10 protein-coding genes are annotated in these 11,733 nt (G+C 61.9%); 1 reads left to right on the plus strand and 9 read right to left on the minus strand.

Annotated elements, in window-relative coordinates; translation table 11 throughout:
- Window positions 1-122: 122 nt before the first annotated feature.
- Window positions 123-347, plus strand: a complete 225-nt coding sequence (locus tag CK228_RS13560) for a hypothetical protein (RefSeq protein ID WP_095788160.1) — start codon at window positions 123-125, stop codon at window positions 345-347.
- A gap of 660 nt (window positions 348-1,007) precedes the next feature.
- On the opposite strand, the gene terL is transcribed toward CK228_RS13560, so the two are convergent.
- From terL to CK228_RS13610, 9 genes are all read right to left on the minus strand, one after another.
- Window positions 1,008-2,720 carry a phage terminase large subunit gene (gene terL / locus CK228_RS13570; RefSeq protein WP_095788162.1) on the minus strand — a complete coding sequence of 571 codons (1,713 nt, stop codon included), beginning with the start codon at window positions 2,718-2,720 and terminating at the stop codon, window positions 1,008-1,010.
- 101 nt (window positions 2,721-2,821) lie between these two features.
- Window positions 2,822-4,093 (minus strand): SGNH/GDSL hydrolase family protein, encoded by a 1,272-nt coding sequence (locus CK228_RS13575; RefSeq protein WP_095788163.1) that lies wholly within the window; start codon window positions 4,091-4,093, stop codon window positions 2,822-2,824.
- Window positions 4,093-4,353, minus strand: coding sequence for a hypothetical protein (locus tag CK228_RS13580; protein WP_095788164.1), 261 nt, complete (start codon window positions 4,351-4,353; stop codon window positions 4,093-4,095). The genes CK228_RS13575 and CK228_RS13580 overlap by 1 nt, the downstream gene beginning before the upstream one ends.
- Window positions 4,353-4,619, minus strand: a complete 267-nt coding sequence (locus CK228_RS13585; RefSeq protein ID WP_095788165.1) for a hypothetical protein — start codon at window positions 4,617-4,619, stop codon at window positions 4,353-4,355. The genes CK228_RS13580 and CK228_RS13585 overlap by 1 nt, the downstream gene beginning before the upstream one ends.
- Window positions 4,616-4,792 carry a hypothetical protein gene (locus CK228_RS35280; RefSeq protein ID WP_179295900.1) on the minus strand — a complete coding sequence of 59 codons (177 nt, stop codon included), beginning with the start codon at window positions 4,790-4,792 and terminating at the stop codon, window positions 4,616-4,618. The genes CK228_RS13585 and CK228_RS35280 overlap by 4 nt, the downstream gene beginning before the upstream one ends.
- 29 nt (window positions 4,793-4,821) lie before the next feature.
- Window positions 4,822-5,247 carry a hypothetical protein gene (locus CK228_RS13595; RefSeq protein ID WP_095788167.1) on the minus strand — a complete coding sequence of 142 codons (426 nt, stop codon included), beginning with the start codon at window positions 5,245-5,247 and terminating at the stop codon, window positions 4,822-4,824.
- Window positions 5,247-6,422: a hypothetical protein gene (locus tag CK228_RS13600; protein WP_095788168.1), complete on the minus strand. Its 1,176-nt coding sequence runs from the start codon at window positions 6,420-6,422 to the stop codon at window positions 5,247-5,249. The genes CK228_RS13595 and CK228_RS13600 overlap by 1 nt, the downstream gene beginning before the upstream one ends.
- 1 nt (window position 6,423) lies before the next feature.
- The gene (locus tag CK228_RS36305; protein WP_095788169.1) at window positions 6,424-7,953 is read right to left on the minus strand and encodes a phage tail fiber protein; all 1,530 of its coding nucleotides are present in this window, start codon (window positions 7,951-7,953) and stop codon (window positions 6,424-6,426) included.
- Between the two features lie 73 nt (window positions 7,954-8,026).
- Complete coding sequence (locus CK228_RS13610; RefSeq protein WP_179295901.1) at window positions 8,027-11,698, minus strand: phage tail tip lysozyme; 3,672 nt, start codon at window positions 11,696-11,698, stop codon at window positions 8,027-8,029.
- Window positions 11,699-11,733 lie beyond the last annotated feature (35 nt).

Genomic DNA, 11,733 nt, shown 5'->3' on the forward strand with positions numbered 1-11,733 from the left:
CCAGTTATCCGATCACCCGCTCAGAAATTTGCACCAAACATTCCGGCCCCCTTTGTACGATTCCAGCTCTTGATTTTTTTAAAAAGTAGCGCACGATCAAGGTCTAGGGGTAGGAGGCGATCATGGATGCAGAGACATCCCGTCTACCGTTACACGCCGCTGGGGACATCATCCGCGCAGTTTTGAAAGACGCCCCCGTGGGCAGTGTGGTCTCCGTTAAGGCGACCCTCGAAGCAGTTCGTAGGGAAGGCCCTTATCTAACCGAGACCGACTGTGAGCTGATTGAGTTGATGATCAGTATTGCAGCGAGCGATCAGGTGTTCCTGGTCTTCGACCTTCACGAGTAAAGTGGAACCCTCAGGCCCAACTTAAGTTAGGCTTTATGGTTTCATTCGAGCATCGAGCATGGTTGCTGCTCATCCGGTCGAAGGACTTTCGGAAGCAAATCCCGACGGTCCTGGGTCTGCGTGTGGAGTTGACTCTGCCTGAACCCTGGGTGGCGCAATTGGAGACCCTTGACAGGGCCGAGGTCGCACATGAACTTGCCACCAAAAGGAAGCCACCATCCCCCTCCATTGGTTCTCACCCGTCGTCCCCATCAGGGCACCCAACGGTCGGCACAACGTCTCGAACGTAGAGGCAGCCGGCGAGGTGCTGTTGAAGTTCACCAAGAGGGGACCGAAGTGGCGACAGGCGGTCGAGAGCATTGTCGCCTTCGGGGAGCATAAGGCTTCCGCCCAGGAGGTCCGAAGGCTCTTCAGGCTGGCTGCCAAGGAGGAGGGGGTCCTCTTGCCTGACCTCGACTGACTCCTGTGTCCCTATGTCCCCTAAGCCACCCTAGGCCACCTTGGGGAGAACTCCAGGGCAGCTTCGGGTGGCTATCAGGTCCCACCTAGGGGTCAACCTAAGGGCTCCAATCAGGTGCCACTTAAGGGTAACCCTAAGGGGAACCATCGGGGTAGTGCTAGTGGGGGTGGTATGGAATTGAAGGGTGTCCTGAAGGTGGACTAGAGGGCGAACCGAGGGGGCGACCGAAGGGAGCCACCGAGGGCTGTCTCCATGAACTTAGCCAGTTCGAGGTCGAGCAGCTCCTGCTTGCGGGTCTCGACAGCCACAGTCGTGTTCCTAGCCATCCATTCCAGCCAGTAGGCGACACAGCCAGCAACAGCATCAAGCCTGTCGTCATGAGCCAGGGCTCCCCGGTTCTTGGTGATCCGGGTCATCTGGTAGAACAGCCGGTATTTGTTGACCTCGTCGGTTGGCAGAGCAGCCGTGCTGTCGTAGTCCCATTCGATGACCTTGGGATCGACCACCAGTCTGTGCTGGTTCATGATCGGCTCCAGGGTGTCGATGATGCGGGCCTCCTTCTGGGCCTTCGACCACTCAGCATCCTCGATCAGGACCGGGTAGCGGAGCTGGGCTCGGGAGCGGAGGAGCTGGGCGAACATGCCGTCGCCGTAGTTGGGCTCGACCTTGATGACGTTGACGTCCTGTTCCTTGGCGCAGTCGAGTATCTTGTCCAGGGCAGCGTCGTCATAGCCGTGGCCCCTGATGCCACCAACAGCGGTGAGGTACAGGATGCCGTTGAGCATCTTGACCACAGCCCAGGCGGTCTCGTCCTTGCCTCGGCCCGAGGGGTCGACGAACATGGCGGTGCCGTCATAGTCGACGAAGTCCTTGTCGGTGAAGATCGGGCGGTACAGCCGGTCGCCTGGAAGGCCAACCATTGGCAGCTTCTCGATGACCTGATCGGGACCGGAGCCCCACACGACCTCTCTCGGTGCCTTGCGAGGGTTGAGCCCCATGACAATCAGATCTGATAGCTTCAGCGGGAAGCGATCCTCGTCAGAGAGGCTGGTGTCTAGGTAGAACTGAAGGGCGAAGCCTGAGCGCCCATAGGACATCTCACGCTCGTTCAGGTCCACGTCAGTGAACCTTTGGGGATCGGTAGGGCCACCAACGAGGTCGGGCGTGTCGTCCAGCAGCCGGCCAATGAACGGGGCCAGCTTGGAGCCGTACTTGGCGCGGCGCTCCTCGTCGGGGAAGCGAGCCGGCCAGATGCGGCAGACGTAGCCACGGTCGGGCAGGAGGTTGTAGATCGACTGCTCGGTCTGCGGGGTGCCAAGGTAGATGATGCGGCCACCCGGCGACAGCACGGCGTCGAACTCTTTGATCTGTTCGGACAGCTTCTCGCGCTTCAGGTGGGTGTCGGAATTGTTCGGGACCTCAATGTCGTCCGCGATGATCACGTTGGCGCGTGAACCGGCGATCTGCGAGGTGATGCCCAGGGACTTGACCGAGGGGCTGTGCGATGCACGGGCCGGGCCGACGTCGAAGGCGACCTTGGACTGGCGCTGATCGGGGCCGGGCCTCAGGTGAGCCAGAAGCTCCATCTCGAAGATGAGGCGCATGGTGAAGGTCGAGAAGTCATCGGAGCGCTGCTTCGAGGCCGAGATGACGAGGACCTTGGTTTGGGGATCGCAATAGAGCAGCCAGCAGACGAAGGCCGAGGTGACCCAGGACTTGCCGACGCCACGGAAGGCTTCAATGATGAGGCGCTTCGGGCCATGCTGCAGGAAAGAGGCGATATCGTACTGAACCCTTGTCGGGTCCGGCAGATTGAGATGTTTCCACACGACGTAGAGGAAGTTTCTGAAGTCGAGTAGAGGGTCCTTCTGCGACGACAGCGAGGTCGAGGCGGATAGCGTCTGCTTGGTCATTTGCTCCTAGTTGTGCAGGGCGGGGAGGGGGTCAGGAGAGGCTCTATGAGCTTGGGGCATCAGTGGGCCGGAATGGACCTGAAGCCTCTCCTGAGGGCTGCCTACCGCGTGAAGCGGGAAGGATCGACGGCTCCGCTCGACTGGATCGAGGCGTAACCGAATGGGGATGCGTGGAGGCCGTCAGCGGTCCACTTGCTGGCCGTGCCATCGGACTTCCACTTGCCGCTGTTGCGGGCCGTCTCGGACACGTCAGCGATCTCGAAGTAGCCCAGGGACCCGGCGACCCCGGCGCGGATGGCGTCGTTGTACGCGGTGATCTGAGCAACGTTCGTGTTGAGCGTCTGCCCAGTCGGGGATGCCCAGCTATCGTTGGAGGTCGTGCAGGGCTCGGTCGTCGTGGTGAACCGACCCTTGCCGGCGAAGTAGCCGAGGATCGTCTGCTGCTCAGCCAGGACGGTGGCGGCGGTCTTGTTCTGTCCGGTGCCAGAGCGCAGCGCGTTGATCGCGGTCTGAACCACTACGTGCGAGCAGTACTGCTGGAGAGCCTTCCTCTGGGTGCTGGAGGCGATGAACTCCGACAGGGTGTCACCAGCCGAACCGGCGTTGATGTAGGCCAGGGAAGGGCCAATCGACCGTGCCAGCTCACCAGTGTCGCCAGCGGCGTTGAAGAAGTCGCCGAAGCCCGCCACGCGGCTGTCGCCAATGAGCAGGACAGAGGCCTTGCGGGTCATCCCGACGATGGCCGTTGGGTGGAAGATGGCGGCATCGTTGGTGGTCTTGTTCGGGACCAGGGTGCCCCCCATCGTCTTGTCGGTGACACCGGAGGCGGCGTACTCGTAGGCCTCGCCGTTGGCGAAGTCACAGGTCCAGAAGTTGGTCCCAGCGGAGGCGTCCGCGAACACGATGGCATGGGTGGCGTTAGCGAAGGTGCGGACCCAGAAGCCGGCCCCATTGGGGATGTTGACGTTGACCCAATCGGACAGGAGAGGTGTGCCGGCAGGGGCAGCCGAGCCGGTGGCAATGCCTGAGTTAGCGCCACCGAACTTGACCTGGGTGAACGTGCCAGCAGGGTATTCGATGGAGGCCGTGTAGGTGATCGACCCGGTGACGTTGGTCTCAAGCTTGGTCGAGGTGCGATACCAGTACCACGCCGGCAGCTCGATCTTGAGCGACGTAATGTCGTCCCGAGCAATGTGGTAGGTGCGGCTGTTGGCCTGCTTGTTGGTGGTCGAGCTGTTTGTCGGAATGCGGCACCGCGTGGCGACTTGCCCCATGTAGAGCGAGGCCAGCGGGGTGGATGACGTGGTCGAGAGTAGGACGTTACGGAGGACGCTTCTCACAGCGACCCCCGCAACAGCCTTGATATGCGCCATTAGTCGAAGATGTCAGCGGCCACGGTGCCCGAGGTGTAACCCCCAGTCTTGATGCCGAGGCGGAAGTACCAGGCCGAGCCTGCGGAGCCCGTCTTCTCGACCGGCGCGGTGTTCGTCTCGACGTCCATCCATGTGACCTGATCCTTGGAACGCTGCAGGACCACCGACGCCACGAAGGTGCCGCTGATGGAGATGTCGAAGGAGTTGCCAGCCTGGACGAGGACCGGCGTGGTGAAGGTGTTCTGGGCGGTGATGTTCATTAGTTGAACCGTTCCTGATGTTCGGAGCCGTCAAACGGCAGATTGGCGACGATGTCGTTGACCACCTTGTGGGTGCCGGGAGCGACGGTCGTGCCGGTGTGCTTTAGGAAGTTCAGGATGACGTTCAGGGACGCCGCATCGGGCGTCACCTTGACGGCATCTCCGGTCTCCTTGTCGACGACCGTGCGGCCTTCCGTCAGGATGGTCTTGAGCTGGTTAGCGAAGGTGTCGAAGAGCGCCCCGAGGGCGTTGGTGTCGGTCTTCATTCTTTGTCCTTTCGGGCCATTTCACGGACCTTGCTGCCGATCTGAACGACCAGCCAGATGGTGCCGAGGATGGGTGCGATGAGTGCAGCGCCGTCAGAAGCTGCGTGGAGCCAGGGGAGCCACACAGGGCTTGCGACTGCGGAGACGGCGACCGCAGCGGTGGTGCTTTCCACGGTGGTTGTTCCTGAGATTAGGTTGAGGATCACAGCTCAGCCGCCCATAGCCAGAGGCTGTCGATCTGATCTGCGGTGATGAAGAAGAGGGCACCGAGGCCCTCGACAAGCGGATGCGATCGCTTGAAGTAGGTGGCGTATTTCCACTCGACCATGCCAGCCGGATCGTTGACCAGCTTCATGTCGACGTCAGCCTCGTGGAGGCCGATGGAGAGCAGCGCCAGACGGAGCTGTCGTGGGGATAGCGGGGGCATCGAGGCCCTGACCTCTTCAGTCGACGGTGGCGGTGGTGGGACGTATGGAGTTGCGTCAGCCGAGGCTGCGGCAAAGATGTCCCTGCCGTACTCCTCAGTGTCGTCTGGAGATGCCGTGAAGGGTATCCAGCCGTAGACCCGGTGGTCGACCTCACAGTCGATTGTGCCAGCCGCATTGAAGGTGGCATTGCGGTAGTCCATTAAGAAATCCTCAGCCAGATTGTAACGGCGTTGTCGTCATTGCCCGTGCCGTTCCTACCCATGCAGCGCCAAGTGCCAGCCGGGCTGGTGCTTGCACCCACGGTGCCGGCATTCGCGTACTGAAGGTTAGACCCTGCGGTGGTATCGCCAGGGTTCGAGGTGACGAGAGGTACCCTCTTCAAGAGGGCATAGGTTCCGACAGCTCCGACAGCCATCCCGGCAATCGCGTCTGCGGTCCCGTTGGTGACCCAGTACTGACCCCACTGTGAGCCCCTGAGTTCGATCCTGTCGTAGATGGCCCCAGAGGCAGCCAGTTGGGCCGCAACTGAGCCGATGGCAATCGGACGGATGTAGTTGTCGGTGGCCCCCGCGCCGATGGCGTTCTGCCCGCTAAGATAGGCGATTGTGGTGTTGGCCACCGTATATTCCGAGCGGAAGAGACGCGCGAAGATATCGCCGGAAGGATTGCGCGCTGCAATCGTGTTTGCGGTGCCGGCGCTGGCCTCGGAGTTCAACCCATCGAGCAGGTCTGCGTCGAGGCCGCTTCCAGCTCCGTCGTTGCTTGCCGTCCAAATCTTACCGCCGAAGCAATAGCCGATGTTGTTCACGCTATCGAGCTGGAGAGCGTGTGGGACATCCCAACCACCGTCGTCGTTGCGGTCGACCAAAACGTAGAACTGGTTGCTGTTGGCGTGGACCCAGTAGTCATGCGCCCCGGCATCCGTGTCGTTGAACTTGATCATCGGGGCAGTGCCCTGCACGGTGAATGTTCCGGTCATTGCGACCGAGCCGTCTGCCTTAACGAATGCGGTGCTGTCGAGACCGTCCAGAAGATCAGCGTCGAGGCCAGAGCCGATGCCGTCAACCGTCTTGATCTTGGTCAGCACATCCGCAGCGGTGTAGCTTGAGGCGGGCAGGAAATAGCTGGTGTCGTGTCCGTCCAGGGTGTCTGCGTCGAGCCCACTTCCGGCCCCGTCCACGGTCTTGATTGCAGTGAGTATTTCGGTAGGGGTTTGGTCCCCTGTAGCGCCCGCTTCAATGCCATTGAGCTTGACCTTGTCGGCTGCAGACATGAGGCCATTGCGGGTGGGGGAGACGAGAGCTGGCCCGTCAAAGCCAGCCCCCTGCGTTTCCCTACCGAGGTCGGATGCACCGACGTCGATAGTACCTGTCATGTTATGCGACCCTTTGAACTAGGCAGTAGTAGGCGTTGGAAATTGACGTAGTCGTTCCACCACTCGACCCACCGCCGCTGCTGGTGGTTTGTTGAGCCGCCACGAAGTAACCCCGGTTCCTCCAAGTCCCCGATTTACCGCTCAGGATAACTGTTGCGTTGAGGGTACCAGCGAAGCCGGGTGTGCCGCCGACAATCATCGTGTGACCAATCGGGTACACGGTCTCGGTGTCGGACGTGCCGGTGTAGACGTTCGAGCCGCCTGCAGGACCCTGGGGACCAGTGTCACCCTGAGGACCGCGAGCGCCGGCAGGACCAGTCGGTCCAGTGGGGCCGGCAGGACCCTGGGGACCAGCGGGACCGGCGTTGCCCTGCGGACCCGAGGGACCAGCGGGACCGGAAGCGCCAGTTGCACCGGTCGTACCCTTCGATACGACCTTCTGCCAATACGTACTGTTGTCCGGTTGGACGTTGACGGTCGGCCCGGTGTTGACGCGGATGTAGCTCTCGCCAACCCAGTAGACGACGTCTTTGGGGTCGTAGCTCGCCGTGCCGACGTAGGTGCCCTTCCAGAGCATCCCGTAGGTGCCTGCGGGTCCAGTAGCGCCGGCTGGGCCGGTAGGGCCAACGACACCCTGAACGCCTTGCGGACCAGTCGGACCAGTCGGGCCTGCGGGGCCAATAGGGCCAACCGCACCAGTCACGCCCTGAGGACCCTGGACGCCCTGCGCACCCTGACCGAAGGCAACGCCCGAGGACCAGTCGCCACTCGTGTTCGAGAGCTTCCAGTACATCAGGCCCTCGTTGAGGGACAGGTAGGCGAAGCCCTTGGGGCTGCCATCATAGGAGGCGCGGTCGCTGCCAGTTCCGAAAGCATTCGGGTTGAACGACGGGCCAATGATACCCTGGAGGCCCTGCGGACCTACGATACCCTGCGGACCCTGCGGACCTTCAGGACCCCTCGGGCCGACCGCGCCAGTAGGACCTTGCGGACCCTGGATGCCGATCGGACCTTGGTCACCGGTAGGACCCTTGTTGCCCTCAGGGCCGCGCGGGCCGGACGGCATGTTGTCCTCGGTGTAGATCATGAAGGCACCATCGCTATCGAAGCCCATGATCTTGTTTCGCCGATCTTCAATCGACGGGATCACGAGGTTGACGCGGCCTGCATCACTCTCGGGAGCGATGATGACGCCGGTGGCAATGTGGACCGCGACGTCCTCGGCCTCTTGGGCAACGTAGAGCGACTGGAGCTGTGCCCGATTGAGGTCGACCGCTCGAAGCGAGGAACCGTCTGCAATGGTCACGATGGGGGACGCAGCGGGCGTCTCGCGCGCAATCTTGATTTTGCCGGACGCGATGGCAGTGTTGAAGCGGATGGAGTAGACGCCCATCCACACGAAATCGCCGTAGGGGACACCATTGACGTAGACCTTGATGTGATCGCGGTCGAGATAGGGGAAGTCGAAAGTCCAATCCTTCGTGACGCCATCGGCATCGTAGAAGACCATGGACTTGAGAGGAGATGCCATTTGTTCCCTTTGTGGAGAAATGAGAAAGGCCCCCGGTGGTTAGCCGAGGGCCTCGTTGAGGTGACGTTTGTGGTTACTGGCGGGGCGGATGCTTGGGCAGATCAGAGATCGCCGCGTTGAGCCCCATCGTAATCGGCAGAGCGTTGCCGAAGGGAAGGATACGGGTCAGTGTCCGAGCCTCATCCTGCGACCAGTCACCCTCGCGGAACAGGCCGGCGACACCACGAGTTGCCTGCGTGAAGTCGTCGAAACCGCCAAACGTCGGGTTGCCGAAGACCATGTTGCTCGCCTGTCCCGTCGTGCGGGTGTAGGAGAACAGCGCGTTGTTGCCGGAGGCGTAGAGCCCACTGTCGACGAGCATCGGAATGATCGAGGACATGCCCGCCCGCGCGAAGCCGGCAGCCATCAGGTTCTTGGCACTCAGCCGCTCTTCGAGGAACTTGTCCTTGTCGGCGCGGCCCATAGCCTGGAGCTTCATCTGGGCGACGTAGGAGGCCGTGGCCAAGCCCGATGTCATCATGAGCTGATGGAACGCCATGGGATCGCGCATGTTGAGCGCCTTCAGGGTCTGCTTGGCGTAGGCCCCGACCATGAACGTGCGGAACTGCATGAAGATTTTGGCAAGCGGATGAGACATCCACATCGCCATGTTCCCGATGTCGTTCTTCTGGATCACCTGACGGGAAAGCCTGTGGGCTGCCTGGATGAAAGCCTCGCGGGCCTCCTTATCGGCCCACTTGTCGAAGTGTGCGCGGGTGACCTTCCGGCCCGTGATGAAGCCGGTCTCATGCTCGAAGTTTCCGTCGGTCTTGAACATCGCCATGACGCGGTCGTTCATGTCCTTGGTCAGGCCCAGGTCGGCCAGCCGCTTGGCTGAGAATGCCTTGCCGCCGTGCGCCATGTCGGAGAACCTCTGGATGATCGCCGCAGCGGTCCAGCGTTCCAGCATGACGTTCGCCTGGGTGAGGCCCGAGACTTCTGAGGTGAACTTGTTGGCCTTGTTCAGACCACGTTCGACAACGTCCTTCCACGTCTTGGTCGGCTCGTCGTAGATGTGGGTCAGGTCTTCGAGGTTGTAGTTCGAGCTGTGCAGGAGCCGGTCAGCACCCACACCCATGATCGCCTCCAGATCGTCAGCCAAACCGGACTTCAGGATCGAAGCTCCATCATCCGTCAGGACGCGGCGCAGGGCCGGCGCTTGGGACAACGAGGCCTTCCACCCGAGGGACGCTATAGGCATCCCGATCTCGGAGAGCTGGGCGAACCCGACTTGGTTCATGATGCGCGCGAAGTTGAACTTGCGGATCATCCTGAGGGTCCAGCCGGCGTTGGTCGCATCCATGGTGTTGGTTGGGCGGCCCAGGATCGAGGCGTAGGCGAACTCCATGCGCTTGACGCTGGTGGCTGCTTCGGCCTTGGTAATCTTGCCTGCGGAGATGAGGTCGGCGTTCTTCAGCGCGACCAGCTTCATGTATTTGTTCCAGTCACCGTCGCTGGTGATGCCGTTGATCAGCACCTCCTTGGTCACCGGGTCGATGTAGCGGTAGCGGGCCAGAGAGACTCGGCCCATGGTGCTGCGCATGTAGCGCGTAAAGTTGGCGCGGGCGTCCGTCGAGAATAGGTCCGAAAGCTTCAGCTCCTCCATCGTACCGGTGAGCTGGTTCTTCATCGTGTGGGACATCTGCTCGTCCAGCAGCAGGCGCGTCTTCAGGTGCCCGTCAGCGCCCTTGTCGGTGCCCTTCAGGCTCTTGCCGGCGAACTGCCAGCGGAGAGCGTCAGTGTCTTCCTTGACCAGCCCGTAGTGGCCCTCAAGCATCTCCAGAAGGGCGTCGAGGTTGCCCTGGCTGAGGTTGAAGTGGGTCACGTCGTCCAGGCCATGAGCCCGGTCGAGGATGGCATTGGTGAACGCCTTGGAGGTGCGCTCGATCAGGGTGTCGTCGAGAGCCGTGTTGGCGGACTTCATGGCGCGACCAACGAGGTTGGAGATCGCGTCGGGGCCAAACATCTTGCGGGCCTCGATAAGCTTGGGGCTGTCCCAGAAGCGCGGGGCGAAGTGCTTGTCAGCCTTGACCGCATCGGCGTTGAGAACCGGGCGAGCGTCGGCAATGCCTTCGCGCATGTACGGGTTCTTCATCAGCTCCAGCGCGTCGGCGTACAGCTCGGTCTGCTTGTTGGCTGCCTTGACGACAGCGGGGTCGTAACGCTCAGTCCGTCCCGACGCCCGGTCGCGGATGAAGGCGTCGATCTTGCGGTTGAAGTCCCGCTCGATCTGGTCCTTACCCGTCCCCTTGGCTGCGCGCGAGGCGAAGTCGCGGAGCTGGGTCGTGTAGACCTGTTGATGGTAGATCATCTTCTCCTCGAACAGGCGGGTCATATCCTCGCTTGCCGAGATGGCGTTGATCGCTCCGTTGGCCTTGCCGGTGCCGTCCTGCACGAGGCCGGCTGCAGCCTTGACCAGCGGGTTGGCGTCTTCCTGCATACGGGCCGAGAGGTCCACGCGGAAGCGACCACCGAAGGTCTTCTCAAAGTCCTTGTCTTGGAGCAGCCCGAGGCCGTCCTCGTTGAGGAATGGCTGGGCCGGGGAAGCCTTAGCGGCACCAACGGAACCCGGCAGGGTGATGCCCTCGTGAGCCTCAGCCGCGTTGCGCGAAGCCTTGGCCAGGGAGAGAGCCTCCATGGTGGTCTCAGGGCGACCGAAGAGGTGACCCACAGCGCCGCCCATGCCGAAGCCGAAGACGGTCGCAGCGAGGAGATCGCTCTGGTCGGTGTGCGGGTTCACGGCAGCACTCACGGCCACCGAGGATGCGCCGCCAGCCGCGCCAGCCATGGCCCCTTCAAGGACCCTGCCGAGACGCCTAGCGCGATTGCCCACGACCATCTCAGGGGCGACCGTGGATGCCATGATGTCGGCACCTAGGGCCACCGGGTCGAGGATGTTGTTGGCGATGCTCAGGGCAGAGCCTGTGAAGCCGGCGTTGGAGAGCCTGACGCCACGATCCCAGTCGTCCTTCACGCGGCCCAGGTTGTCCTGATAGTCGGCCTCAGAGACGCTCGACAGTCGGTGGGAGTAGGTCTCGGCCTCGGACACGGGGATGCCGCGAGCTTCAAGGTCAGGACCAATGCGCTTCGGATCGAGAGACCAGTTCGGGTCAGGGTCGATCTGCTTGTTCTGGACAGCCAGCCAGGGCAGCGTTTGCTCCCGGTTGTAGGCGTCCTTCTGGAGTTGCCAGAAGCCCGGCTCTGCGGTTTCAACCTCAGGCGCGCGAGGGGTGTTCGTCTGCCAATGCGACAGCTCAACAGAGGGGACCGAGATGTCAGCCGAGCCATTCCCGATTGCGGGGACGTCGGCAGAGCCACCACCGTAGGCAGCCTTGCGGCGAGCCAGATGGTCGGCCCTCGGGCGCTCCCAGAACTCGACAAAGCGAGCTGCGGCGTCACCGGCTGATCCAGCCTTCAGGACTTCGTTCCAAGCGCCTGCTTCGGAGCTGGTGTTCTCCTTCATGAAGAAGTCGAGCTGGGTGTTGAAGTCCGTGGCCGACTTGCCGTTGTCGCGGGCGAAGGCTTCGAGGTTGGCCTTGCGCTGCCCGTTCCACTGGGCGAGGCCGATGGCGTTGCCGTTGTCACCGACGATGTCAGTGTTGAAGCTGCTCTCGTCCTTGAAGTTCATCGCAACGCCTTGGGCGACGTGCGCTGGCACCCCGCGCCGTGTTAGGCCCGCGATGACTTGTTCTGCTGTGACCTGCATTCAGGGAGCGTCCTGTGTTGATGAAAGGGAAAGGC

Source organism: Mesorhizobium sp. WSM4312 (assembly GCF_002294875.1).
Taxonomy (GTDB): Bacteria; Pseudomonadota; Alphaproteobacteria; order Rhizobiales; family Rhizobiaceae; genus Mesorhizobium.

What these genes read in the sequence shown, in the direction of transcription:
- CK228_RS13560 (WP_095788160.1), top strand. Translation starts at nt 123, where the DNA reads ATGGATGCAGAGACATCCCGTCTACCGTTACACGCCGCTGGGGACATC.
- terL (WP_095788162.1), bottom strand. Translation starts at nt 2,720, where the DNA reads ATGACCAAGCAGACGCTATCCGCCTCGACCTCGCTGTCGTCGCAGAAG.
- CK228_RS13575 (WP_095788163.1), bottom strand. Translation starts at nt 4,093, where the DNA reads ATGGCGCATATCAAGGCTGTTGCGGGGGTCGCTGTGAGAAGCGTCCTC.
- CK228_RS13580 (WP_095788164.1), bottom strand. Translation starts at nt 4,353, where the DNA reads ATGAACATCACCGCCCAGAACACCTTCACCACGCCGGTCCTCGTCCAG.
- CK228_RS13585 (WP_095788165.1), bottom strand. Translation starts at nt 4,619, where the DNA reads ATGAAGACCGACACCAACGCCCTCGGGGCGCTCTTCGACACCTTCGCT.
- CK228_RS13595 (WP_095788167.1), bottom strand. Translation starts at nt 5,247, where the DNA reads ATGGACTACCGCAATGCCACCTTCAATGCGGCTGGCACAATCGACTGT.
- CK228_RS13600 (WP_095788168.1), bottom strand. Translation starts at nt 6,422, where the DNA reads ATGACAGGTACTATCGACGTCGGTGCATCCGACCTCGGTAGGGAAACG.
- CK228_RS36305 (WP_095788169.1), bottom strand. Translation starts at nt 7,953, where the DNA reads ATGGCATCTCCTCTCAAGTCCATGGTCTTCTACGATGCCGATGGCGTC.
- CK228_RS13610 (WP_179295901.1), bottom strand. Translation starts at nt 11,698, where the DNA reads ATGCAGGTCACAGCAGAACAAGTCATCGCGGGCCTAACACGGCGCGGG.